Origin of the sequence: Marinicauda pacifica (assembly GCF_004793635.1) — a bacterium.
Taxonomy (GTDB): domain Bacteria; phylum Pseudomonadota; class Alphaproteobacteria; order Caulobacterales; family Maricaulaceae; genus Marinicauda; species Marinicauda pacifica.
Window position 1 is genome coordinate 1 of the sequence record NZ_SRXV01000003.1, and the last position, 23538, is coordinate 23538.

20 protein-coding genes are annotated in these 23538 nt (G+C 63.3%); 8 read left to right on the forward strand and 12 right to left on the reverse strand.

The genetic code is table 11. The annotated features are described in order from the left end of the window. Nucleotides 1-423 precede the first annotated feature (423 nt). The gene (locus E5162_RS10015; RefSeq protein ID WP_135945129.1) at nucleotides 424-798 is read left to right on the forward strand and encodes a GFA family protein; all 375 of its coding nucleotides are present in this window, start codon (nucleotides 424-426) and stop codon (nucleotides 796-798) included. A 568-nt stretch (nucleotides 799-1366) separates the two neighbouring features. Next, nucleotides 1367-1693: a hypothetical protein gene (locus tag E5162_RS10020; protein WP_135945130.1), complete on the forward strand. Its 327-nt coding sequence runs from the start codon at nucleotides 1367-1369 to the stop codon at nucleotides 1691-1693. Between the two features lie 70 nt (nucleotides 1694-1763). Here E5162_RS10020 and E5162_RS10025 read toward each other — a convergent pair whose 3' ends face one another. Then, nucleotides 1764-2777 (reverse strand): DUF6607 family protein, encoded by a 1014-nt coding sequence (locus E5162_RS10025; protein WP_135945131.1) that lies wholly within the window; start codon nucleotides 2775-2777, stop codon nucleotides 1764-1766. A gap of 172 nt (nucleotides 2778-2949) precedes the next feature. Here E5162_RS10025 and E5162_RS10030 point away from each other — a divergent pair, with 172 nt between their 5' ends. Then, nucleotides 2950-5067: a TonB-dependent receptor domain-containing protein gene (locus E5162_RS10030; protein ID WP_233342207.1), complete on the forward strand. Its 2118-nt coding sequence runs from the start codon at nucleotides 2950-2952 to the stop codon at nucleotides 5065-5067. Between the two features lie 40 nt (nucleotides 5068-5107). On the opposite strand, the gene E5162_RS10035 is transcribed toward E5162_RS10030, so the two are convergent. The 3 genes from E5162_RS10035 to fliI all read right to left on the reverse strand — a co-directional run bounded on the left by E5162_RS10035 (nucleotide 5108) and on the right by fliI (nucleotide 7598). Then, nucleotides 5108-5746 (reverse strand): hypothetical protein, encoded by a 639-nt coding sequence (locus E5162_RS10035; RefSeq protein ID WP_135945132.1) that lies wholly within the window; start codon nucleotides 5744-5746, stop codon nucleotides 5108-5110. 109 nt (nucleotides 5747-5855) lie between these two features. Beyond that, nucleotides 5856-6275, reverse strand: a complete 420-nt coding sequence (locus E5162_RS10040) for a flagellar FliJ family protein (protein ID WP_135945133.1) — start codon at nucleotides 6273-6275, stop codon at nucleotides 5856-5858. 3 nt (nucleotides 6276-6278) lie between these two features. After that, nucleotides 6279-7598 (reverse strand): flagellar protein export ATPase FliI, encoded by a 1320-nt coding sequence (fliI, locus tag E5162_RS10045; protein WP_135945134.1) that lies wholly within the window; start codon nucleotides 7596-7598, stop codon nucleotides 6279-6281. Nucleotides 7599-7923: 325 nt separating this feature from the next. On the opposite strand from fliI, the gene E5162_RS10050 reads away from it, so the two are divergent. Both E5162_RS10050 and ctrA read left to right on the forward strand, forming a co-directional pair. Next, nucleotides 7924-9369 (forward strand): KamA family radical SAM protein, encoded by a 1446-nt coding sequence (locus E5162_RS10050; RefSeq protein ID WP_135945135.1) that lies wholly within the window; start codon nucleotides 7924-7926, stop codon nucleotides 9367-9369. A gap of 426 nt (nucleotides 9370-9795) precedes the next feature. Further along, nucleotides 9796-10497, forward strand: coding sequence for a response regulator transcription factor CtrA (ctrA, locus tag E5162_RS10055; protein WP_135945136.1), 702 nt, complete (start codon nucleotides 9796-9798; stop codon nucleotides 10495-10497). A gap of 261 nt (nucleotides 10498-10758) precedes the next feature. Here the strand turns inward: ctrA and E5162_RS10060 are convergent, their stop codons facing one another. The 7 genes from E5162_RS10060 to E5162_RS10090 form a co-directional block, all read right to left on the reverse strand. Further along, nucleotides 10759-11580 (reverse strand): CheR family methyltransferase, encoded by an 822-nt coding sequence (locus tag E5162_RS10060; protein ID WP_135945137.1) that lies wholly within the window; start codon nucleotides 11578-11580, stop codon nucleotides 10759-10761. Continuing rightward, on the reverse strand, nucleotides 11580-12644 hold the full coding sequence (locus E5162_RS10065) for a protein-glutamate methylesterase/protein-glutamine glutaminase (RefSeq protein ID WP_135945687.1): 1065 nt from the start codon (nucleotides 12642-12644) through the stop codon (nucleotides 11580-11582). Before E5162_RS10065 ends, E5162_RS10060 begins: the two co-directional genes overlap by 1 nt. A 39-nt stretch (nucleotides 12645-12683) precedes the next feature. Next, nucleotides 12684-13049: a response regulator gene (locus E5162_RS10070; RefSeq protein WP_135945138.1), complete on the reverse strand. Its 366-nt coding sequence runs from the start codon at nucleotides 13047-13049 to the stop codon at nucleotides 12684-12686. 13 nt (nucleotides 13050-13062) lie between these two features. After that, nucleotides 13063-13515: a chemotaxis protein CheW gene (locus E5162_RS10075; RefSeq protein WP_135945139.1), complete on the reverse strand. Its 453-nt coding sequence runs from the start codon at nucleotides 13513-13515 to the stop codon at nucleotides 13063-13065. A gap of 11 nt (nucleotides 13516-13526) precedes the next feature. Continuing rightward, on the reverse strand, nucleotides 13527-16292 hold the full coding sequence (locus E5162_RS10080; protein WP_135945140.1) for a chemotaxis protein CheA: 2766 nt from the start codon (nucleotides 16290-16292) through the stop codon (nucleotides 13527-13529). Nucleotides 16293-16395: 103 nt separating this feature from the next. Further along, nucleotides 16396-17061: a histidine phosphotransferase ChpT gene (chpT, locus tag E5162_RS10085; protein WP_135945141.1), complete on the reverse strand. Its 666-nt coding sequence runs from the start codon at nucleotides 17059-17061 to the stop codon at nucleotides 16396-16398. A gap of 56 nt (nucleotides 17062-17117) precedes the next feature. Continuing rightward, nucleotides 17118-17342, reverse strand: a complete 225-nt coding sequence (locus E5162_RS10090) for a hypothetical protein (protein WP_135945142.1) — start codon at nucleotides 17340-17342, stop codon at nucleotides 17118-17120. A 257-nt stretch (nucleotides 17343-17599) separates the two neighbouring features. Here E5162_RS10090 and E5162_RS10095 point away from each other — a divergent pair, with 257 nt between their 5' ends. The 3 genes from E5162_RS10095 (at nucleotide 17600) to E5162_RS10105 (ending at nucleotide 20806) form a co-directional block, all read left to right on the forward strand. Then, nucleotides 17600-19051, forward strand: a complete 1452-nt coding sequence (locus E5162_RS10095; protein ID WP_135945143.1) for a M23 family metallopeptidase — start codon at nucleotides 17600-17602, stop codon at nucleotides 19049-19051. Between the two features lie 120 nt (nucleotides 19052-19171). Continuing rightward, nucleotides 19172-20164: an aldo/keto reductase gene (locus tag E5162_RS10100; RefSeq protein ID WP_135945144.1), complete on the forward strand. Its 993-nt coding sequence runs from the start codon at nucleotides 19172-19174 to the stop codon at nucleotides 20162-20164. 204 nt (nucleotides 20165-20368) lie between these two features. Continuing rightward, complete coding sequence (locus E5162_RS10105) at nucleotides 20369-20806, forward strand: glyoxalase superfamily protein (RefSeq protein ID WP_135945145.1); 438 nt, start codon at nucleotides 20369-20371, stop codon at nucleotides 20804-20806. A 53-nt stretch (nucleotides 20807-20859) separates the two neighbouring features. Here the strand turns inward: E5162_RS10105 and clpB are convergent, their stop codons facing one another. Then, nucleotides 20860-23484: an ATP-dependent chaperone ClpB gene (clpB, locus tag E5162_RS10110; RefSeq protein WP_135945146.1), complete on the reverse strand. Its 2625-nt coding sequence runs from the start codon at nucleotides 23482-23484 to the stop codon at nucleotides 20860-20862. Between the last annotated feature and the right edge of the window lie 54 nt (nucleotides 23485-23538).

Genomic DNA, 23538 nt, shown 5'->3' on the forward strand with positions numbered 1-23538 from the left:
TCAGCGCGAAGGGACCGGGCCGGATCGCGACCTCCCCAAAGGGGGTCAGGAACCCAACGGTCTCCTTCGCGCCCCTAATCTGGCACAGCTCCAACACACAGGAACCCAGAGAGGACAGGGTATCGTCATCGGATGGCGGCGCTTCACGCCCCCTGGGTCCCCGGTCAAGCCGGGGATGACGCGCGAGGGTGGTATGGGAATCCGGTTGGGGCAGTCCTGCCCCGGTTCTCCACCAGGAGATTGAACCGGTCGCACTCGCCTGCAAAGATCTGGCTGTAGCACGCTAGCCTTGAGCGCGCTTCCCTGTCGACAGACGCGAGCCTAGTCTGAGCCCTGCCCGGCGCGGCTGGCCACTCGCAGGCGCGCGAAGAGTCAGAAGCAACAGCTGTCCGCCCCCATTCCAGCCCGAGAGCGTCGCCAAAAATGACCGATCCCGTGAAAGCCACCTGCCATTGCGGCGCCGTCGAGCTGCGCGTGACGCTCAGCGACGGGTTCGCCACCGCGCGCCGCTGCGATTGCTCCTTCTGCCGCCGGCGCGGGGCGCCGGCCGTCTCGGCACCGCTGGACGGGGTCGAGATCGTGCGGGGCGAGGACGCGCTGACGCTCTACCAGTTCGGCACGCACACCGCCCGGCACCATTTCTGCTCGGTGTGCGGGATCTACATGTTCCACCGCCGCCGCTCGAACCCGAACGAATACGGCGTGAACCTCTACGCAATCGAGGGGGCGGAGCCCGCCGCGCTTGAGCCCGTCGCCTGGGTGGACGGGATCAACCATCCTTCGGACGCGGCAAGATAGTCGCTCCTCGCTGCACCGGGTGGTGGCCAGCGGCAGACTGCGGCGCCCCGGGATTCCAGAGACCATAATGGAGTGCACCCCCGGCCGACCGAAGGAAGCGCCGGGGCCTCGCGCGAACTGGACTGCTTCTCTTTCCTGACGAAAGTCAGGACCCAGGAGAAACCAGAGTGTCCTCACCAAATGACGGCGCGCGACGCTCCCTGGATCCCAGCTTCCGCTGGGAAAGAGAATTTCTTATCGGTTTTGAAATACCTCAAACATTGGTCATTCCGGCCGAGCGCAGCGAGAGCCGGAACCCAGAGAGGACAGGGTATCGTCATCGGATGGCGGCGTTCACGCCCCCTGGGTCCCCGGTCAAGCCGGGGATGACGAACGCTGGAGTTTTTCTAAGAACCAACCCTTCGTCATTGCGGGCGAGCGAAGCGAAGGCCCGCACAGGAAAATCGGGGACACACGCCGGTTTCGTCCGGTTCAGCCACCTCGCCTCCCCGCCCCCCGGGTCCGCTTTTGCTTGACCGGTCCGCCCAACTCCTGAAATTTGCGCGCTACGGGGATTTGGGGGGACGCAATGCTTGTCGAACTGGCCGACCGGTTTCTTGCCGGCTTCACCTTCATGGACTGGATGGTGTTGCTGATGGCATCCATTGTCGGCGCGCTCGTGATGACGCGCTGGAGCCAGCTGACCGCCATTGCCCTGATCGCCTACGGCGCCGATCTCGCCTTCCGCTTCGCCGGGCTGTTCCTCTCGGCCGGTGACGTGCCGATGAATTTCGCGGCCGGGCTGGCCATGGCGCGGCTCGACGATCACGGCCTGGCCGCGGCGCTGCGGCCCTTCCTCTTCTTTGCGCTCATCGCCTTCCTGTTCGGTCTGCGCCGGCGCTACGCAAAGAAATAATCCCCGCCGCAAGAAGACACCACGCCGGCGGGACCGGGTGAGTGAACCGGTCCCGCCAGCGTGCCCCCCCTCAGTCGATGTCGACCGCATCGCCGTCGGCGGTGATGCGCGCCTCCATGAGAGAGACCGCTTCGGCCCACGCCTCCTCGGTGGAGGTCAGGTCGAAATGGACGTTTTGCGCCGCTGACAGCAGCGGGCCGTAAAGTAGCGTGCCTTCCGCGTCGTCCTGCACGGAGATAGTCTCAGAATTTGCGATGATCGTGTCCCAGGCGTCGCGAACCCGCGTCCAGTAGTCCCGCGTGTTGTCCCAATAGGCGGCGGCATCCTCGTCGCCCTCCAGGTCGGCGCGGCGATAGGTGTTGATGCCGTGTTCGCGAACGAGTTCAAAGGGTTCGTCCTCGCGCAGCACCAGCTTGGAATTGTCCTGACCGTGGCTCCAGCCCCATTCGGTCACGGTATGGCGGTTGACCGCCGCAATGACGTCGTAATCGTCGCGAGTCGTCGCATCCCGGCGCGGCAGCGGGCGCCAGCTGACCGGCGGCTCCCAGGTGGAGGCGTGGCGGGCATGCTCCCACTGGCCGAGGCCGGCATAGCGCGGGCTGTCATCGACCTGGTAGACGGTCTGCGACCACGCGCCGCGCGCCTCGCCGGTGGCGATGTCCTCGACATTCCAACGGTTAAAGCCCTGATAGGCCAGCATGCGGTCCGGCTCGTACTGCCAGTCCTGGCGCCAGTGCTTGATCACGAAGGACGCGTCTTCGGTGCGGGCCAGAAGGAGGTGCTGGAGCGAGATGAACTCGCCTGTGTCCTCAATCACATAGACCACTTCGCTTGCCGGCGTGATCTTCGGGTCGGCCAGCTCGTAACCCGGCGCGATCGGCAAGAACTCGGTGAAATCGAACGTCACCTCGTATTCTCCGGCCATGGCCAGGATGGCCTCCCGGTCGGCCTCGAAATGCTGCTCCGGTCGCGCCTGCTGCGCCTGAGATGAGCCTTGCTCCGCCGTGCCCGACGTGCTCGCGCACGCGCTCAACGCGGCCAGCGCCAGGGCGCTCAAGCCTGCTCGTACAAACCCTCGTGTCATCTCTCGTGTCCTGTCCTGTCTCTGCTACCCCAAGGCGATGGCGCCGGCCCGGCGTCTGCGGGCCGACCGCGCATCGCGACCATCTTGCAAACGATTCCTACTTGCAATCGCATTTCGATACAGGCATCAGTGCCGCAATTAAGAACGATTTGCAATAGGAGTCGCAAAGCTCATGTCCCATTTGTCTGCACCTGCCCGCCTGGGGGCTCTGCTCGCCGGTGCCAGCCTGATCGCCCTGGCCGCCTCGCCGGCCCTGGCCCAGTCCGCGCCTGCCGCGTCGCCCCAAGAGGGCGCGTCCGAGGACGTCATCGTCGTCAAGGCGACACGCACCACCCTGTCCAGCTTCGACTATCCCGGCGTGGTCAGCGTCATCACCCTCGACGATCTGGAGGCTGAGCGCCCGTACGATCTCGCCGATCTGCTTGAAGATGTGCCGGGCCTCGAAGTCTCTGGCGGCCCGCGCCGCACCGGCCAGACCCTTACCCTGCGCGGCCTCAGCCGGGAGAATATCGCCCTGCTCGTCAACGGCGCGCGCCAGAACTTCTCGTCCGCTCACGATGGCGCGCTCTTCCTCGACCCCGCCCTGCTGGGCCGCGTCGAGACGGTGCGCGGCGGCGCCTCCTCGCTCTACGGATCGGGCGCGGCCGGTGGCGTGGTGTCGTTCGAAACACTCAACGCAGACGATCTGATGAGCGATGACGAGCGCCTCGCCGCGCGCCTGTCAGCCGGCTATCGCAGCGCCAACGAGGAGACGCGCGGCGCCGCCGCCCTTGCCGGACGCTCGGACCGGATTTCCGCTGCAGCCGGCCTCTCGGTTCGCCAGTCCGGCGACATCGAGCTGGGCTCGGGCGACACCCTGCCGGCCGAGGACGAGATCTTCGCCGGCTTTGCCAGCACCCGCATCGAGTTGAGCCAGGCGGTCTCCCTCGACGCCAGCTGGATCGGCTTTCGCAACGACGTGCTGGAGCCCAATAACGGCCAGGGCGATGCCGGCGTCGACAGCCTCAACCCGCTCGTCGATAAGTCGGTCGAGAGCGACAGCCTGCAAGCCACGCTGGGCATCGACCCGGCCTCTCGCCTCGTCGATCTGGACCTGACCGCCTATCACAATATCGGCGCGGTCGATGAGTTCGACCCGCTGATCGACCGCTCCCTGCAACGCGATCTGACCACTACGGGCCTGCGCGTGGAAAACCGCGCCGTGTTCGATCTCGGCCCGCAGGAGACCGCGCTGGTAACCGGGGCGGAGTGGTATGAGGACGAGCAGGACGGGTTTGACTCCGCCGATCCGTCAGGCGTGCGCGGTGGCGCGCCCGATGGCTCGACCACATTCTACGGCGTCTATGCGCAGCTGGAGACACGCGTCGACACCGGTCCGCTCGGCGAACTCATCCTGGTGCCCGGCGTGCGCTGGGACCGGTTCGAAAGCGGCAGCCCGCTCAGCGACGCCAGTCAGGATGAAGCGCTCTCTCCGCGCGTGGCGGCCACCTGGCGTCTGACCGAGGAGTTCAACCTGTTTGCCAGCTGGAGCGAGGCTTTCCGGGCCCCCTCGCTCAACGAGCTCTACCTGAACGGGACCCATTTCTCCCTGCCGCACCCGATCCTGGGCGCCCCCAACTTCATCACCAACCGCTTCATCGCCAATCCATCCCTTCAGCCTGAGGAGACAGAGACGATCGAGATCGGCGCGGGGTGGCAGCGCACGGGACTGTTCACCGCGAACGACCATTTCGAGGTCAAGGGCGCCTGGTACCAGACCGAGGCGCAGGACCTGATCAATCTGTCGGTCAACTTTGCCTTCAACCCGACCTGCTTCGCGCCGCCTTTCGCGCCCTGCTCGGCGGGTACGACCGTGTCGGACAACGTGGCCGATGCGACGCTGAAGGGCTTTGAAATCATGGCCCGCTACGATAACGGCCCGCTGCGCCTGACCGGCGCGCTCTACGATGTGGATGGCGAGGACAATGCCACTGGCGAGCCGCTCGGTGCTCTGCAGCCGACCGGCGGTTATCTCGACGCTCTGTGGCGCTTCGATGCGCAACGCCTCGATCTGGGAGCTCGTGTGGTGTTTGCCGACGAGTTCGACAAGACCAGCGATCCCGCGGCCCATCGCGACGGCTATGCCGTACTGGACGTGCGTGGCAGCTGGCAGCCGCTGGCCGATCGCCGTGTCCGGCTCGATGTCGGGGTGGAGAACGTGTTCGACGAGGAATACGAGCGCGTCTTTGCCGGCGTCGCGGAAGCCGGCCGCAGCCTTCGCGTCGACCTCACCTGGACGGGCGCCTGGTAATGTGTTGAAGACCCCCGGCGCGCGGGAGCGTGCCGGGGGGTTACCAGCGAGCGCGGAAGCCTGCGCCGAGGAAATGGTCTTCCTCTTCCCAGCCTTGAGCGCCCAGGTCGAAGCGGCGGCGCTGCTGGACATAACCCAGGCTGGCATAGGCATCGTGGCCGACCTCGAAAGCGACGCCGATATGGGCATCGCCGATCGCAGCCTGACCGCCAACCTGAGAGAGATTCAGATCGCGAAAGCCGGTATCGGGCGAAACGACATAGGTCTCGCTTTCCGCGCCGGCGACAATCCACCAGCGTTGCCCCGTGCCGTTTTGCGGCGCAGCCGTGATCTGCACACCCAGCCGCCGTCCGTCGCCCGCTGGCGGTTTGAGCCTCGGCCGCACCGTCAGTTCGGCGGCAGAGGTCTCGATCCGGACACCGCGGCTTTCCGGCGTGGTTTGGGTAAAGCGGTTACGATCGCTCGTCAGGGAGCGGCCGGACGGCATCACTTCGTCGATCACCGCCCGGGTGCGCAGTCCCAAAGGCACGCTCTCGGCCCCGCCAAGCCCGCGCCGGACCGAATCTGCGACCGACCATTGAGTCATATCGGCCGCGCTGCCCGGAACAAACGACGCATAGACCGCGCCCAGCGCGATCGTCGCTGCCAGTCCCAGCTGAACTGTACGTGCGCGAGTCATCCCCTACCCCGCCTAAGCCCCCATCACGGAAGAAGAATGCGGCGCGGAGGTTGTAAAATCAAGCCAGGGCGCGTGAAGCTTTAAATTCAGCCTGCGCAGACAGGCGTTTTCAGTGGGCGCCAGATCGGATGCGAGCGGCGATTTCGTCCATTTCGGACTGCTCCTCTGCACGCACCGATTCTTCAATTCGAGCGAGACGCCGCTCTTCGAGCAACTCGTATTTCTTCAGCTCGGCGAAGGCGGTTTCGAGCCGCCCCCGCAACTCGCCGGCCTGGGCATCGACCTCCTCCTGGGAGGCACGCAGGTTTTCCTTGCGCTTGATGACCGAGCGGGCATAGCTGCCATAGGCGACATAGCCTTCCCGGCTCTCCGTCGCGATGGCCTGCTCTTCGGGCACGCTTTCTTCCAGACGGTCAATCTGATCCTGGAGCGCGGCGCGCGCCCGATCGATCTCCGCCATCTGCTTTTGCAGCTCTTCCACCTTGAACCGGGCCAGCCGGATCAGAGGTGCGTGTGAGCGGGTCGCCATAACTTATCCCTTTCCATCCACCAATATGCTGGCCAGGGCCGCGAAGCTCTCCTCGATCGAGGCGGCCTCGTCTTTTCCCTGTGCCAGAAGGGTCTCGAGCGGTTCGTTGACCGCTATTGCCCGGTCCACCTCCGGGTTTGATCCTGACGTGTAGGCACCCAGCCGGATGAGTTCTTCCATGTCGGCATAGGCAGCCAGGACCTTTCGGGCCTGCCGGGCCAGAGGCACCTCTTCGGGCGCATAAACCTCCGGCGCAGTCCGCGAAATCGATTTGAGAACATCAATGGCCGGGAAGCGTCCGCGTTCCGCGATCGCGCGGCTCATCACCACGTGACCATCCAGAATACCGCGAACGGCGTCGGCAATCGGTTCGTTATGGTCGTCCCCGTCCACCAGGACGGTAAAAAGCGCCGTGATCGTGCCGGACCCTTCAGGCCCTGGCCCCGCGCGCTCAAGCAGGCGCGGCAATTCGGCAAAGACCGAGGGCGTGTAACCGCGTGTCGTGGGCGGCTCGCCCGCGGCCAGACCGATCTCGCGCTGCGCCAGGGCGAAGCGGGTGACGGAGTCCATAAGGCAGAGAACGTTCAGACCCTGATCGCGGAAATACTCGGCGACGCTCATCGTCAGGTAGGCAGCCTGGCGCCGGGCCAGTGCCGGACTGTCGGAGGTCTCGGTAACCACGACCGCCTTGGCACGGCCATCGGGACCGAGCGTATCCTCGACGAACTCGCGCGCTTCCCGCCCGCGTTCGCCGATCAGGCCGATCACGATCACGTCTGCGCTCGAGCCTTTGGCCAGCATGCTCATCAGGACCGACTTGCCGACCCCGGAGCCGGCGAAGATACCAAGGCGCTGCCCCTTTCGCATCGGTGCAAAAATGTTCAGCGCGCGCACGCCGAGATCCAGGCGGTCGCCGAGCCGGGCGCGCGAATGGGCACAGGGCGGTTCGCCGCGCAGCGGGTAAGGCGCTTCGCCCTCAGCAAGCGGGCCGCCGCCATCGACCGGACGCGCCGCGCCGTCCATGACGCGGCCGAGCCAGCTGGCATGAGGACGCACGGTTGCCGGTTCGGGGTCGAGACGTGCTTCGGCCCCGGCCCGGATACCGTTCAGATTGCCGAAGCTCATCATGAGGGCGGTTTCGCCACGGAAGCCGACCACCTCGCAGGTCTGTTCTGAATCGCCATGACGGATAGTGGCCCGGGCGCCGAGCGTCAGCGCAGCCTCGGGGCCCTTGGCCTCGACCAGAAGGCCGTTCACGGCAGAAACCCGCCCCTTGAAGGTGCGTGTCTCGATAGCCGAGATGCGGTCGATCAGCGTGTCCACGGCGCTCTTCCGTCAGTCTGCGCGCGATTCTGCGCGGGAGACCTCATGAATACGCCGATTACAGTTTCAGTCGCGTAAACGCGGCGACCGGAAGCTGCGTATGACGCAGCTCCGGCAAAAACATTCCGGCTGTTTCCTTCGCGGAGAAAATGTCTATTTTCCGCGCTCACACAGGAAGGGGGGTGAGACCGGCCGGACGCATTCACGTCCACTCTTGCCCGGCCTTGCTCGGCACCGCGCACCGACAGCGCACTTCGCGCCCTTCTGACCAGATCACTGCAGGCGTAACCGCCGCCGCCGAACCGTTCGACGACGAGGAGAATCCATGCCGCTCGATTCCCAACCCGTGCGCATTGCCGGATCCCGGCCGAAGAAAAAAGCCGCGTCGCGCCAGCACAAGGACAATGTGTACGCGCGCATCGAAGAGACGAAGTTCAACCGCTACATCGTTCACGATCTGGCGCGCTACCGCACCTATATCGCGGAAGGTGGCGCCGAAATTTATTCCGAACAGGAACTAAATGAGTTGGAAGCGGCCGGTGTGTCCGACCGCCTGCCGCCGCGGGCGACCGGCTATTACCTCAATCTCGCCAAACGCTCCGAAGCGGTGAAGAATCTCATCAAGGCGCGGCCTGAGGAAATGGACGATCTGTCCGGCGAGGCCGATCCGTCCAACCAGCTCAAATATTCTCCGACGCCGGGCCTGTTGCACAAATACGAGCTCGTGCTGCTCTATGTCGTGCGCGCCTGTTCCAGCTGGTGCCGGTATTGCTACCGGTCCGACTTCCTGACCGGCAAGACGGGCAAGGATACCGCGTCGATCCACGAGATCACCGAGTACATCAGGTCTCACAACGCAAGGGTGGCGTCCGGTGAGGTGACCGAGAAGCCGCGCATTCGCGAAGCGCTCCTGTCCGGCGGCGATCCGATGGTGCTCTCCAACCGTAACCTGTTCGACTATCTCAACGGGCTGGCGGACGCGGGGCTCGACATCATCCGCATCGGCACCAAGGAGATGGCGTTCTTCCCAGAACGGTTCGATGATAACTTCTTCGAGATGCTGGACCTCTTCAATGAACTGCATCCCGAAGTGATGCTGGCCTTCATGGTCCATTTCACGCACCCGGATGAATTTCTGCGGCTGAACGAGGCCGGCGAATATGTGCGCGACGAACATTCCCGCCCGCTGCGCAACCCGGTCGTGGAATCCGCGATCTCCAGAATGCGTTCCCGCCCGTTCATCACGCTGGAAAACCAGACACCGATCATCGATAGCGTGAACGACGATCCGGATGCGCTGCGTCTCATGCAGCAGGAGTTGAAGCGTCTGGGGGTCAATAATCACTATTTCTTCCAGTGCCGCGAGATCGAGGGGCACCGCGCCTTTGCCGTGCCGGTGGAGAAGGCTTGGAAGATCCACGCCGACAGCCAGCACAACCTTTCGGGAATCGAGCGCTCGCGCTTTGCCCTCTCCACCGAAGCAGGCAAGACCGAGCTGGTCTCCGTCATCGAAGGTGATGAGCGGCTGCGCGCGATCGGCGGGGAACTCGGCGAAGCGCTCGCCGACGGTCTCGTGATCTTCCGCCTCCATCGGACCCCGCACGGCGATCGCCAGAGCGATCTGATTATCGCCCGCCGCAATCCGGAAGCGCTGTGGATCACCGGCTACGAGGACCGCATCCTCTATGACGGTCGCAAGCCTGGTCGCAGCGAAAAATGGGGCCAGTTGCTGGCCGCGCTCGGCCCGGCCCTGCTGGAAGCCGCCGAATAGATAAAACCGTGAAATCGGATAAGGCCGCGCCGGACGCCGGCGCGGCCTCTTTTCTGCCCAGAATGAATAAATATATTCATCCAATGGGGCAATTCTGGTCCACCAAGGTTAATTCTGCGGCGATTCTAATGGGTTGATTGCAGTGCGCCTATCCAGAGGCGAAAAAGCATCCCCGCTTCACTCCGCCAACGGCCCGCCCGGAGAAATCCAAAGGATTCAAGAGTCTGAAACGACTCTGCGTTTGGCGCTCTTCCACACCTTCGCGCACGCCTGATTCTTGCGTGCAGCTGCAGACTCGATTCTAGTGCTCGCGTCAATTCCGTTAACCTTCTTTAAGGGATTGTCGCCACACAGTGGCAGGCATGTTAACCATGGAGCCGGTTCGAACGGGAAGCTCGGGCCAGGCGAAGTCGGAGATTTGAACAAATGCGGGTTCTCTTGATCGAAGACGATCGCGCGACGGCTCAAGGCATCGAACTGATGCTCAAGTCGGAGGGCTTTAACGTCTACACGACCGATCTCGGCGAAGAAGGGGTCGATCTGGGCAAGCTCTATGATTACGACATCATCTGCCTTGATCTCAATCTTCCCGATATGCCCGGGTTCGACGTCCTGAAAACGCTTCGCGTGGCCAAGGTCGATACCCCGATCCTCATCCTCACGGGCAATGCGGATATCGACAACAAGGTGCGCGGCCTGGGCTGCGGCGCCGACGACTACATGACCAAGCCCTTCCACAAGGAAGAGATGATTGCGCGCATCCATGCGATCGTGCGTCGCTCCAAGGGCCATTCCCAGTCGATCATCAAGACCGGCGACATCGCCGTGAATCTGGATGCCAAGACCGTTGAAGTGAACGGCCACCGCGTTCACCTGACCGGCAAGGAATACCAGATGCTCGAGCTGCTCTCCCTGCGCAAGGGGACGACGCTCACCAAGGAAATGTTCCTCAACCACCTCTATGGCGGCATGGACGAGCCGGAGCTGAAGATCATCGACGTCTTCATCTGCAAGCTCCGCAAGAAGCTCGCGTCCGCCACCGGTGGCGAGCACTACATCGAAACCGTCTGGGGCCGTGGCTACGTGCTGCGCAACCCGCACGAGGAAAAGGCCGCCGGCGCGGCCTGAACCTCTCTCCAGAACCCGCAAGAAAAACCCCGGATGCCAAAGGCATCCGGGGTTTTTCTTTGTGTTGGGGCATCATCCACCGTCGACGCGCGCCCATCCTTGAAAGTCGTGAACCGGCCTGCGCCTTATCCTCCCCACCCTCACGCGCGGCTATACTCGCCGCCGCTCTTTCTCAGGATGGATCGCTTGCAACGCCCCCGAAGAAGCGCCGTGATAGTCGTGGTAGTAGGAGGTGACTAGGCCGTCAGGCCGGGTGAATTCTCACGCGGCCTTGATCTTCTCCAGAGCCTCGGGACGCGCATAGAGGCCGCGCTGGCCGGGCACCGGCTTGAGCGCCTCGGTCAGACCCACGACCGTCTCCGCGGCGCCGAGGATGAGGTAGCCATGCGGCTGGAGCTGATTGGCCAGCCGGTCCAGGATCTTGGCCTTGGCCTCGATGTCGAAATAGATCAGTACGTTGCGGCAGAAGATCACGTCCTGCTTGCCATACTTGCCGAAGTCTTCGAGCAAATTACCGACCTCGAAGCGCACCATCTGACGCAGGCGCGGGCTGATGCGCCAGGTGTCACCGGTTTGCTCGAAATGCTTGACCAGCCGCTGGATGGCCAGGCCACGCTGGACCTCGAACTGGCTATAGAGTCCGGCGCGGGCCTTTTCCAGAACCGAGTTGCACAGATCGGTCGCGACAATGTCCGCGTCCAGACCCGGCATCTCTTCCAGCAACATCGCGAGGGAGTAAGGCTCCTGGCCGCTCGAGCAGGCCGCACACCAGATCTTCGCCTTGCGTCCGTGCAGCACCGTCTTGAGCACGGGCGCGATGGTTTCGGCGAACACGTCAAACGGGGTGCGATCGCGGAAGAAGAACGTCTCGTGCGTCGCCAGGGCCTCGGCCGCGCGCGCCGACAGCGCCGCATCGCCGCGCATCATCTGGTCGACCAGAGCCTCGACCGAGGCAAAGCCTTCGGTCCGCGCGAGCGGTGAGAGACGGCTTTCAACCAGATAGCCCTTCTCCGGTCCCAGCATGAGGCCGGACCGCTTTTTTACATCTTCAGACAGGAAACGAAACTTGGACTCGGTCAGCATTACATCTGCCCCTTAAGGTGACGCGCGATCGTCGGTCCAATGTCCGACAAGGGAAGAATCTGGTCGGCGAGACCGGCCTCGGCCACCGCCCCCGGCATGCCCCAGACGACGCTAGTCGCCTGGTCCTGCGCGATGATCCGGCCTCCGGCCTCACGGATTTTCCGGACGCCCTCGCGTCCGTCGTGGCCCATGCCGGTCAGCACGACGGCAAGGCAGTTGCGCCCGGCAATCGCCGCCGCACTCGAAAACATCGGATCGACCGCAGGGCGGCAGAAATTGACGGGCGCGCTCTGATCGAGATGCGCCGTGAATGCGCCCGGCGCGCCGCGCAATGTGAGATGATTATCACCCGGAGCAATATAGACGTGCCCGGCCTTGAGCACCTCGCCATCGATGGCCTCGCTGGCGGGCAGTCCGACCTTGGACAGGTGCTCGGCCAGGATGGCCGTGAAGAGCTTCGGCATGTGCTGGACGATGACGACCGGCTGACGGGTATCTCGCGGCAGCGCGCTGGCGACCTCGCGCAGGGCCTGAGGCCCACCGGTGGAGGAGCCGATCAGCAGCAATTCGACCTTGTTTGAAACGGTGAAAGGCCGCGGCGCAGGGCGAACCGCCGCTGCAATTTCGCGCGCCGGACCAGAACCCTGGATACCGGCGAGGGCCACCAGCTTCTGGAGCAATTCGACGCGATAGCCTTCCGCGCCGGCAACGCGGCCCGCTTCGGGTTTGGGTGCATAGTCGGCAGCACCCAGAGAGAGCGCACGCATCGTCACCTCGCCGCCCTTCAGGGTCAGCGTGGAAGCCATGATGACCCGTGCGCGCGGAGCGGCTTTCAGGATCAGCGGCAGAGCGGTGAGACCGTCCATGCGCGGCATCTCGACATCGAGAACGACGAGATCGGGCTGCAGTTCACCTGCCTTGCGCACACCCTGTTCGCCATCGGCGCAGGTCCCGGCAAGGTCCAGGCGGTCGTCCGCCTCGACCCAGCGCGCGACGAGGCCGCGCACAACCGCGGAATCGTCGACGACGAGCACTCTCGGCCGCCGGCCGGCACGCCCGGTCATTGTGGGTGCGGGAGACAGACTCACTGACTCTTCCTTGCTCTAGACGAGGCCGACTTCGGCGAATTTGGATTCGATGATTTCGCCATCGAACGGCTTCATGACGTATTCATCGGCACCGGCGCGCAGCGCCTGGGTGATGTTGGACATATCGTTTTCGGTCGTACAGAAGATCACGACGGGTTTCTTGCCGTTTTCCTCGGCGCGCAGCGCAACAAGGAACTCGAGTCCGTTCATCACTGGCATGTTCCAGTCGAGCAGAATCGCGTCGGGCATATGTTTGCGGCACTGGTCCAGTGCTTCCTGACCATCGCCGGCCTCTTCGCAGGCAAAGCCGAGGCTCTCAACGATCTTGCGGGCGACCTTGCGGATCACGCGGCTATCGTCAACGACAAGACAGGTCTTCATGTGTCTGCTCCGATCAGGCGGCAAGCGCGGCGTTGCCCGCGGCAATCAGCTTCTTCATGTCGAGCGCGGCCAGAAGCTCGTTGTCCAGCCGGTGCACCCCGGTCAGAACGGCGCGCCAGCGCGAGTCCAGGTGCGCGGGAACCACTTCGAGCGTGTCGGCGTCGAGACGGACAACCTCGCCCACCTCGTCGACCAGAATACCGAACAGCTCGGTTCCATGTTCCATGCCCAGCGCCATGCAGTTTGCACCTTCGGGGCGCGGCGGCAGGCCGAGGCGACGGCGCGCATCGATCGCAGTCACAATGCGCCCGCGCAAGTTGAGAAGCCCCGCGATTTCCTCCGGCGCCCGCGGGACCGAAGTGACACCATGGGGAGAGAAGACTTCGCGAATCTCGGTGACCGGAACGCCGAAGCGTTGCTCACCGATGCGGACGGTCACGTATTCGAAACTGGATTCAACGCTCATTTTCGTCTCCCTCAGGCTGCCACGTCTTCACGAGACGCGGTCCGGTCAAGCGCTGCAATCAGGCCGCCGCGATCGCCGCGGCGAGTCATGGCAGACAGGCCCTCGAAGGCACCCCCCATGCCGTAATCGTCACTCACGCCAAGGCGCGGCACATCGGCCCAGTAGCCTTCGTCGGCAAGAGTTTTGAGGGCGCCCGGATCGCCGACCAGCGCGGCATAGTCCGCGCCCATCTGAGCGGCTTCACGAGCTTCGCGCATTCCGCTGGCAACCGTGACGTCATAACCGGCTGCCGCCAGAAGCGGCGCCATCATGCGGCGGCTGAAGGCATCGGCCTCAACCAGAAGCACGGCGCGGCGGTCATTGGGCCGCCGCTGCGGTGTGCCGGCCCATGCCTGCTCCATGTGCCAGGCGATATCGAGCACTTCGGTCGCTTCGCCCTTGAGGATCGCGGAGCCGATGATGCCCGGACGCTCCGAACCCATCTGCAGATCCAGCGTCTCCTCGATCACGTCCAGGATCTCATCCACCGCGACGCCGGCTGACTTGCCGTCTTCGGAGAAGACCAGCACAGGTTGGCGGCCCTCGGTCTTGATCGCGTGCTCGCCGCCGACATGAACGATGGGCAGCAAGCGGCCGCGGTATTGAACCACGTGGCGCCCGTCGGCGACTTCGATGTCGTCCGCGGCAAATTCTTCGAGGCGCGTAATCAAGCTCACAGGCACGGCCTTGGCTTCCTTGCCGACCGCGCGCACCAGCAGAAGGCGCTGATGAGCAGGGTGGCTGCTGCGATCGGCCTGTTCGATATCCTGGGCGGCCTCGGCCTCGCCGTGTGCGATTTCCTGCGCCACGCCATTCGGGTCGAGGATCATGATGACCGAACCGTCTCCAAGCAGAGTCGCACCCGAATAGATGGAGATACCGCGAAGCGGTCCGGACAACGGTTTGACCACGATCTCTTCGGTATCGAGCACATCGGCGACAACCAGGCCGATCTTGCGCCCTGCCGCTTCGATGATGACAACATAACCGCCGATCGAGGCGTCCCCTTCGATCTTCCCGCTCGTGCCGAGGACATCTTGAAGCCCGACCACGGGCAGAAGACGATCGCGCAGACGGATCATTCGCGCGCCGTTCATCGTCTCCACTTTGTGGTCGGAGCCAGGGCCCACGCGAACCAGCTCGCGTACAGCCAGTTGCGGCACGGCAAAGCGCGCATCGCCGGTGGTCACGATCAGCGCCGAAACGATGGCCAGCGTGAGAGGGATCTTGATCGAGAAAGTCGTGCCCTTGCCCAACTCGGAGCTCAGATCGACGGTGCCGCCGATCTGCTCGATATTGGTACGCACCACGTCCATGCCGACACCCCGGCCAGACAGGTTGGTGACCTGAGCCGCGGTCGAGAAGCCGGCGGCAAAGATAAAGCGCTGGACCTGCTGCTCGCTCATGGAGGCGAGCTCGGATTCGCTCGCCAGTCCTTTTTCAAGGACCTTGGCTTTGATCTTCTCTGGATCCAGACCGGCGCCATCGTCGGCAATCTTGATGATGATCGCGCCGCCTTCATGATAGGCGGACAGTCGAATTGTACCGGTCTCGCGCTTTCCGGCGGCCTTACGCTTTTCGGGCATCTCGACGCCGTGGTCCGCCGAGTTGCGAACCATGTGCGTGAGCGGATCCTTGATAAGCTCGAGCACCTGGCGGTCGAGTTCAGTCTCCTCGCCCTCCATGACGAGGTCGATCTTCTTGCCCAGATCCTGCTGGACGTCGCGCACGATGCGCGGAAGTTTGCGCCAGGCATCGCCCACCGGCTGCATGCGCGTCTTCATGACGTCGTCTTGCAGCTCGGCCGTGACCGAGGTCAGGCGCTGGAGCGGGGTCTTGAGCGCAGAATCTTCGTTTTCGCGGACGATCTGGTTGAGCTGGTTCCGAGCCAGAACAAGCTCGGAGACCGTTGTCATCAGGCTGTCGAGGACGTCCACATTGACACGGATTGTCGAAACAGGACGCGCGGCATGGCTCTCGGCCTTCGCGGCAGCTGGCGCAGGCTTGGTGGCTGCGGCCGGCTTTGCCGACTCTGCGGCGACGGCGGCCGGTGCGGACACCGCCTCCATGGCAGCTTCGTCTTCATCCTCATCCTCGCCCTCGTCAAACTCGGGACCAGGGGTGGACTGGAATGCGGCTTCAAGATCTGCGAGAGACACTTCCCCGGGGCGCAGCGCGCGGCCGAGGGCCTCATCGAAGCCGACGTCTTCTTCGTCCTCGCCGACAGCGGCCGGTGCGTCCTCGTCCGGACCCGGAGCAGCCAGGAAGGCGGCTTCAAGTTCGTCGAGCGTTTCGGAAACGGGAGACGCTTCGGCTTCAGCCGGAGCGGTTTCGGCAACCGGTGCAACAGCAGCAGGCGCCTGGCCCATCGCCATGGCTTCAAGGCGGCTGATCAGATCGCTGTCGTCACCCTCGCCTTCGCTTCCCGTCTCGCCCAGCGTACCGAGGATGTCCTTGATACGGTCGAGCGACTGCAGGACAAGCGTCACGGCAGTAGAGTCGGCGACCAGCGACCCGTCCCGGAATTTACCGAGGAGCGTTTCTCCGGCATGGGCGATCGCCTCAAGGCGCTCCAGCCCCAGAAACCCGCAAGTTCCTTTGATCGTGTGAACCAGACGGAAAATATTGTCGAGTGTTGCGCGATCTGTCGGATCGGCTTCGAACTTCACAAGCTCGTTGTCGATGACATCGAGGCTTTCAGAAGTCTCGCCCAGAAATTCGCCAATTAGTTCGTCCATGACGTCCCAGTTCCCGGTTACAGAGTTTCACCCGCTCGGGACAAATTGGCACGCCAGTGTTAATCAATCGTTCGACAAGAACTGAGCGAAATACAGCTTGGTTTCAGGTAGCTGCGTCAGACATAGGCGCGATGAGTGCAGACAGGACAGCGCGCTCCTCTTCCACCCTCACATCGGCCCGTCCGCCGTGCTCGCGTGCGATCAGGCCGGTATAATAGGGCTGTACCGAGCGACCGTCGAAACCGTCCTCCGGCCTCTCTCCTGCCATCGCCTTGATGTAGGCATCTTCCAGACGAACCTTCTTGCCTTCGGAAACCAGCGAGAGTCGGGCTCCGCCCTCGCCCGCCACGGCTTCGATCGTGACAGTGCCGCCACGCGGAAGCGCATCGACCGCCAGCCAGATCAGGTTCATGAGCACGCGCGCAGCGGGCTTCTCAAGACCTGTCGCCTCGGTCTTCCAGACCAGATCGGGCCGGGAATCCTTGAACATTTCGTCGGCCAGGCGCCGGATTTCGCTCATGTCGATCACGGCCGGCTTCGATCCGCCGGCTCCGAACGCCAGGCGGCAGAATTCCAGCTTGGCCCGGGCCTGATTGGCACCGGTCCTCAGCAACTCGATTGCGTCGTCTCGCATGTCTTCGGCGCGTTCATCGTCGAGGACGCTCAGCGCCGCGCCCAGCGCACTGATCGGCGAGACCAGGTCGTGGCAAAGGCGCGCTGCAAGCAGGGCAGCGAGATCGGAGGCGGAGATGGGGGATGTCTGGCTCATGAAAGGAGCGATATCTGATTCTTTATGGCGAGAAGGTTAACGTGCGCCGCCCCTGGCTACACATCGTTATCCATATCATCATAGCCGCGCCGGCTGGAAAAGAAGACCAGCGCCATCAGCCCCCCGCCGATTAGAAGGCTCAGGATCACGCCCAGTATCAGCGCGATCCAGCCATGCACCGACATGGTGGCGTCGATCTGTGTAAAGGACTGGATGGCAAACCAGACCGACGCGATGAGGATGCTCATCAGCACCACGATCAGCAGAGCAATCTTCATCATAGCCTCCTGTCCAAATACCGCTTTTCAAGAGCCCGGCCGTCGCGGTAGGGTTCATGTCTCGTTAACGCGGCCCGGCCATAAAAGGCCGATTGCAGCGTGAAGAGATACGGACGGCTGCAAGCAAGCGCTTGTTCTGATATAGGAACTTCAGGCTTGCTGTGTAACGGGGGAATGGCAGCGGCCTGTTTCTTGCCTGTGGGGGGCATGAGCACGATCGCCGGTAGTGCGGCGCAACGATTGAGGGAATAGCCATACCCATGTCTGGTTTCGACGTCCGCCTGGCAGACGCCCAGCGCTCCCGTGCCCTAACGTTTTTTTCCACTCTGGCGATCGGCGTAGCGCTGGTTTCCGCCCTGGTGGTCCAACGCGGCGACACCGGCACAGAGGCCGAGGCCGCAGCCCCGGAATTTTCGCTTGAAGCGGCGCGAGCGGGCGCAAATGTCGCGGCCCGGGACGCCTCATTCCTGGACTCCACCGCCCTTGTGGCCGCCGAACACGCAGCCTTCGAGGCGTTTTCAGCCCCTGAGGTCGTAAGCCGCCGTGTGGAAGTGCGCCCGGGTGACACATTTGCCAGCGTGCTCAGCAATGCCGGTGCGGACAGGTCTCTGGCCAACCGCGCCATCTACGCGCTGGAAGATCATTTCCCGGCGCGGCAGCTGCGCGCCGGACAAGAGATGACGCTCTACTTCGATTCCGTGGCCGGGCCGGCCGGTCAGACCCGCGAGTTCGCGGGTCTGTCTTTCCGCCCTGACCTGGAGCGCACGCTGACCGTCAGCCGGGTTGCCGACGACGAGTTTCGTGCTCGCGAAGCAGTCGTCGAATTCGACAGCCAGATGGTCCGCGCCAGCGGCTCGATCGAGACAAGCCTGTATCAGGCAGCGCTCGACCAGGGTGCGACCGACCGGGTCATCTACGATCTTGCCAACGTGCTGGGCTTCGCAGTCGATTTCCGGACCGTGCAGGAAGGCGACACGTTCGATATCGTCTTCGAGCGGTTTGTCGATTCACAGGGCGAAACGGCCCGGACCGGCGACATCGCCTATATCGCTTTCGATGGCCGCGGCGATCCGCTTGAATATTTCCGCTTCACCACGCCGGAGGGCGATGTGGGCTACTACACCGCTGAGGGCGAGAGCGCTCAGCGGCTGCTGATGATGACGCCGATCAACGGGGCGCGCCTGTCCTCGCATTTTGGCCGGCGCTTCCACCCGATCCTGCAGACCAGCCGCCCGCACAACGGGACAGACTTCGCCGCGCCGACGGGCACGCCGATCATGGCCGCGGGTAATGGCATCGTGGAGCGCGCCAACCGGTTCGGCTCGTTTGGCAATTACCTGCGGATCCGTCATGCGAACGGGTACAAGACCGCCTACGCGCACCTGAACGGCTTCGCCAGCGGCATTCGCGCCGGCAGCCGGGTCACGCAGGGGCAGATCGTGGCCTATGTCGGCACCACCGGCCGGTCTACCGGTCCGCACCTTCACTACGAGGTCCACCTCAACGGCCAGCCGATGAACCCGATGAGCCTGGATCTTCCGACCGGACGCCGCCTCGAAAACGCCGAGCTTGAGCTCTTCCGCGCCGAGCGGGACCGGATTCTGGCCATGCGCGATGCGGCTCCGCTCGCCAGTGAGCCGATCAGCCGCGAGCCGGTGCTGGTTGCCTCCGCGCAAGCCCCCACCCCGGCCGGCACCCCAGGTCAGCAGTAGTGGTAGTAGTCGTAGTAGTAGGCGCTCTCCGGCTCTGACCTTCCCGGTTTGAAACGGACATTGCGCGCTCTGCCGGGCGCGGCCTACCCTGTCTGCCTGTGCAGAAAGGACGACCGCGCCATGCAGACGCTCAAACTCACCGGCATCCCGACACCGGTTTCCCGGATCGGACTCGGCTGTATGGGCATGTCCGAATTCTACGGCCCCAGCGATGACGGGCAGTCGCGCGAGGTCATGGCGCGTGCCGTGGACCTGGGCGTCAACTTCTTCGACACCGCCGATATGTACGGGCAAGGCCACAACGAGACCCTGATTGGCGGGTTCCTGAAAGGCCGGCGCGACAAGGTCGTCATCGCCAGCAAATGCGCCATCGTCCGCGGCGACGATCCGCGCGACCGGCGTATCGATACCTCCCCGGATTACATCCGGTATGCCTGCGAGGCGTCATTGAAGCGTCTGGGCGTCGAGACGATCGATCTTTATTATCTGCACCGCCTCGACGGGATCACGCCGATCGAGGAGTCCATGGGCGCCCTCGCCGATCTTGCCAAATCCGGGAAGATCAAGGCAGCCGGACTGAGCGAAGTGAATGCCAACACACTGAAACGCGCGCACAGCGTGTTTCCAGTCAGCGCCGTACAAAGCGAATACTCGCTGACCGCCCGGGAGCCCGAAGGCAACGAGGTCCTGGACACCTGTCAGGCACAGGAAACCGCCTTCGTGGCCTATTCGCCCTTGGGTCGGGGACTGCTGGCCGGAACTTTCCGGTCAGAGGACGAGCTTGCCGAAGACGATGTCCGGCGAAGCGGCTATTTCCCGCGCTTCCAGGGTGAAAACCTGAAAAAGAACGTGGCGCTCGCTGACAGGGTCGCCGAGCTCGCGCAGCGAAAGCCTGCAACGCCGGCGCAGATTGCCCTAGCATGGCTTCTATCGCGCACTGGCGTGGTACCGATACCAGGAACTCGAAGCATCTCCCGCCTGGAAGAAAACGCCGGTGCAGACAACATCGTGCTCACACCGGCCGACCTGAGCGCTCTCGACGCAGCGATCCCGCCAGGAGCGGCAGAAGGCGGTCGTTATGGCGACGCGGCCATGAGCTCACTCGATCGCTAGACTGCGTGGCGCGGTGATTGACCATCGGACGAAGCGCAGCTAGAAGCACCGCCAGGTTCAGAAGATACCTGCCGCTCGCACGTGATCGTTCACGTTGGTGAAATCTTCTTTCAGACCAGACCTTTCGCACTCCAGGCTGTCCTGCGGCGCGGTGGTAATGCGGGCTCCATCGACCTTTGCCGCGTACCAGCGATGAGGCGAACAATGTCTGAAACTTCTCCCCTACCCGGACTGGAAGCCCTGAAGAACCTCGCGCGCCGTTTGCGGCGGGCACTTGAGGAAGAGGGTAATTTCATCTCCCACAGCGAAGCGCTGGAGCTGGTCGCCCACCAGCATGGCTTTCGCGACTGGAACACTCTGCACGCCGCATGCGGCAACAAACCGCCTACGCCGTTTCAGGTCGGCTCGAAAATCCGTGGCGACTATCTCGGTCAGTCGTTCAGCGCAGAGATCGTCTCCGTCACCGCGCTTGCGGGGGGAGACCGCTACACCTTGACGCTTGATCTCGACGAAGCCGTCGATGTCGTCACATTCGACAGCTTCTCCGCATTTCGCAAGCGGGTCAGAGCCAGCGTGCGCCGGGACGGCATATCCGACGCCCGAACGTCGAACGGCGAGCCGCATCTGCGTCTGGCTCTATAGAGCAAAATGTCAGGGCCCGGCGTAACCGCCGGGCCCTGATGCTTGTATCGGGCTTACTGGATGACGGCGTCTCTCGGCCGCCCCGCGTCACGCCCGACCGCTTGACCATTCACTGTCAACGACCCGGCTTCTGCAGAGACCTTTACTGCCTCGCCATCATGCAGCGTGCCGTCGAGGATAAGACGGGCGAGCGGGTCCTGCAGCTCCTTCTGGATCACGCGCTTGAGAGGACGGGCCCCGTAGGCAGGGTCATATCCCTTCTCGGCAAGCCACTCGCGCGCAGCATCGTCCAACTCCACTGTCATGTTGCGATCTTTCAAGAGACGCTCCAGCCGCTGAAGCTGAATATCCACGATCGAGCCCATGTGTGCCTGTTCCAGTCGACGGAATAGAATGATCTCGTCGATCCGGTTAAGGAATTCCGGGCGGAACGCCCCGCGCACCGCGTCCATCACCTGGTCGCGGGCAGCCTCGACGTCACCGGAGAGAAGGAACTCCGAACCCAGGTTCGAGGTCATGATCAGAATGGTATTTCTGAAATCGACGGTTCGGCCCTGCCCGTCGGTCAGACGCCCGTCATCAAGCACTTGAAGCAGAATATTGAAGACGTCAGGGTGCGCCTTCTCCACCTCATCGAACAGAATGACCTGATACGGTCGCCGGCGGACGCTCTCGGTCAGCGCACCGCCTTCTTCGTAACCGACATAGCCTGGAGGCGCGCCGATCATCCGGCTCACTGCGTGCTTTTCCATGTACTCCGACATGTCGAGACGCGTGATCGCGGTTTCATCATCAAAGAGGAATTCGGCGAGCGTCTTGGTAAGTTCAGTCTTCCCAACCCCGGTCGGGCCAAGGAAGAGGAAGGAGCCGATCGGGCGGCTCGGGTCTTTCAGCCCAGCGCGTGAACGGCGCACCGCATCCGAAACCGCGCGTAGCGCCTCATCCTGTCCGACGACCCGCGTTCTTAGCTGATCCTCCATTCGAAGGAGCTTCTCACGCTCGCCTGCGAGCATTTTCTCCACAGGCACGCCCGTCCAGCGCGAGACGATGGAGGCAATCTGTTCCTCGTCGACCAGCTCTTTCATGAGGGCACCCTTGCCATCAGCGGAAGCTGGCTGAACTTCTTCGGCTTCGGCGATGCGGCGTTCCAGCTCGGGAATGCGCCCGTACTTGATCTCCGAGGCCCTGCCCAGATCGCCACGCCGTTCGGCATCGGCGAGTTCTGCGCGCAACCGGTCGAGTTCTTCCTTCATCTCTGTCGATGAAGCCAGCTTCTCCTTTTCGGCCCTCCAGGCGGCCGTCAGCTCGGCAGACCGGCTCTCAAGCTCGGCCAACTCCTTGTAGAGCGACTCCAGGCGCTTCTTCGACGCATCGTCGGCCTCTTTCTTGAGTGCCTCGGCTTCGATTTTGAGCTGAATGATCCGGCGATCCAGCTCGTCGAGCTCCTCGGGCTTGGAATCGACCTGCATGCGCAAACGCGCCGCCGCCTCGTCCATTAGGTCAATGGCCTTGTCCGGCAGAAAGCGGTCGGTGATGTAGCGGTTCGAAAGTGTCGCCGCCGCGACGATCGCACCGTCTGCGATGCGCACGCCGTGGTGGACTTCGTATTTCTCTTTCAGGCCGCGCAGGATCGAGATCGTGTCCTCCACCGTCGGCTCGTCGACGAAGACCGGCTGGAAGCGCCGAGCCAGCGCCGCGTCCTTCTCGACATGCTTTTTGTACTCACTCAGCGTTGTCGCACCGACACAGTGAAGCTCCCCACGAGCTAGTGCCGGCTTGAGAAGGTTGGAGGCATCCATTGCGCCGTCAGCCTTGCCGGCGCCGACGAGCGTATGCATCTCGTCGATGAACAGGATGATGTTGCCCCCAGCGGCTTCGACCTCGGAAAGGACGGATTTCAGACGCTCCTCGAACTCGCCGCGATACTTCGCACCGGCGATGAGTGCACCCATGTCGAGCGCCATCAGCTTCTTGTCCTTCAGGCTCTCCGGCACGTCGCCATCGACAATGCGCAAAGCGAGGCCTTCTGCGATGGCCGTCTTGCCCACCCCCGGTTCCCCAATCAGAACCGGGTTGTTCTTCGTGCGGCGGGACAGGACCTGGATTGCCCGGCGGATTTCCTCGTCGCGGCCGATCACAGGATCCAGCTTGCCCGCGCGAGCCACTTCCGTGAGGTCGCGGGCGTACTTCTTGAGAGCGTCATAGCTTTCTTCGGCCGACTGGCTGTCGGCTGTGCGGCCCTGACGCAAATCGTTGATCGCCGTGTTCAGCGCCTGCGGCTTGAGCCCAGTCTGCTTGAAGATTTCGGCGACCTTCGTGCCAGACACGATAGACAGTGCCTGCAGTAGGCGCTCGGCGGTGACGTAAGTATCTCCAGCCTTTTTCGCAGCCTGCTCGGCGGAGTTGATCACCTCGCCGGTTTTCGGCGCCAGATAAAGCTGACCAGAACCACCTTCCACCTTCGGTAGCGACTCAATCGCACGGTCGGTCAGATCGATAACCTGTTCGGGACGCGCACCTGCTGCGCGGATCAGGTTTGTTGCCAGCCCGGCGTCATCGTCCAACAAGCCTTTGAGAAGGTGCTCGGGGGTGAATTGCTGATGACTGAGCCGGTTGGCGAGCGCTTGGCTCGCCTGAAGAATCTGCCGGGCGCGCTCGGTGTATTTTTCGATATCCATGTGCCTCTAGGGTCTCCTGAATTGGCAGCGAGACAAACGGTCCCCGCTTAAAAT

Excerpts from the sequence above, each read along its gene's own strand:
- E5162_RS10075 (WP_135945139.1), bottom strand. The coding sequence starts at position 13,515 with ATGAGCGTTGAATCCAGTTTCGAATACGTGACCGTCCGCATCGGTGAG.
- E5162_RS10090 (WP_135945142.1), bottom strand. The coding sequence starts at position 17,342 with ATGATGAAGATTGCTCTGCTGATCGTGGTGCTGATGAGCATCCTCATC.
- E5162_RS10070 (WP_135945138.1), bottom strand. The coding sequence starts at position 13,049 with ATGAAGACCTGTCTTGTCGTTGACGATAGCCGCGTGATCCGCAAGGTC.
- E5162_RS10080 (WP_135945140.1), bottom strand. The coding sequence starts at position 16,292 with ATGGACGAACTAATTGGCGAATTTCTGGGCGAGACTTCTGAAAGCCTC.
- E5162_RS10015 (WP_135945129.1), top strand. The coding sequence starts at position 424 with ATGACCGATCCCGTGAAAGCCACCTGCCATTGCGGCGCCGTCGAGCTG.
- clpB (WP_135945146.1), bottom strand. The coding sequence starts at position 23,484 with ATGGATATCGAAAAATACACCGAGCGCGCCCGGCAGATTCTTCAGGCG.
- E5162_RS10050 (WP_135945135.1), top strand. The coding sequence starts at position 7,924 with ATGCCGCTCGATTCCCAACCCGTGCGCATTGCCGGATCCCGGCCGAAG.
- E5162_RS10100 (WP_135945144.1), top strand. The coding sequence starts at position 19,172 with ATGCAGACGCTCAAACTCACCGGCATCCCGACACCGGTTTCCCGGATC.
- E5162_RS10040 (WP_135945133.1), bottom strand. The coding sequence starts at position 6,275 with ATGGCGACCCGCTCACACGCACCTCTGATCCGGCTGGCCCGGTTCAAG.
- E5162_RS10035 (WP_135945132.1), bottom strand. The coding sequence starts at position 5,746 with ATGACTCGCGCACGTACAGTTCAGCTGGGACTGGCAGCGACGATCGCG.
- E5162_RS10030 (WP_233342207.1), top strand. The coding sequence starts at position 2,950 with ATGTCCCATTTGTCTGCACCTGCCCGCCTGGGGGCTCTGCTCGCCGGT.
- ctrA (WP_135945136.1), top strand. The coding sequence starts at position 9,796 with ATGCGGGTTCTCTTGATCGAAGACGATCGCGCGACGGCTCAAGGCATC.
- E5162_RS10095 (WP_135945143.1), top strand. The coding sequence starts at position 17,600 with ATGTCTGGTTTCGACGTCCGCCTGGCAGACGCCCAGCGCTCCCGTGCC.
- E5162_RS10105 (WP_135945145.1), top strand. The coding sequence starts at position 20,369 with ATGTCTGAAACTTCTCCCCTACCCGGACTGGAAGCCCTGAAGAACCTC.
- E5162_RS10060 (WP_135945137.1), bottom strand. The coding sequence starts at position 11,580 with ATGCTGACCGAGTCCAAGTTTCGTTTCCTGTCTGAAGATGTAAAAAAG.
- chpT (WP_135945141.1), bottom strand. The coding sequence starts at position 17,061 with ATGAGCCAGACATCCCCCATCTCCGCCTCCGATCTCGCTGCCCTGCTT.
- E5162_RS10065 (WP_135945687.1), bottom strand. The coding sequence starts at position 12,644 with ATGACCGGGCGTGCCGGCCGGCGGCCGAGAGTGCTCGTCGTCGACGAT.
- E5162_RS10025 (WP_135945131.1), bottom strand. The coding sequence starts at position 2,777 with ATGACACGAGGGTTTGTACGAGCAGGCTTGAGCGCCCTGGCGCTGGCC.
- E5162_RS10020 (WP_135945130.1), top strand. The coding sequence starts at position 1,367 with ATGCTTGTCGAACTGGCCGACCGGTTTCTTGCCGGCTTCACCTTCATG.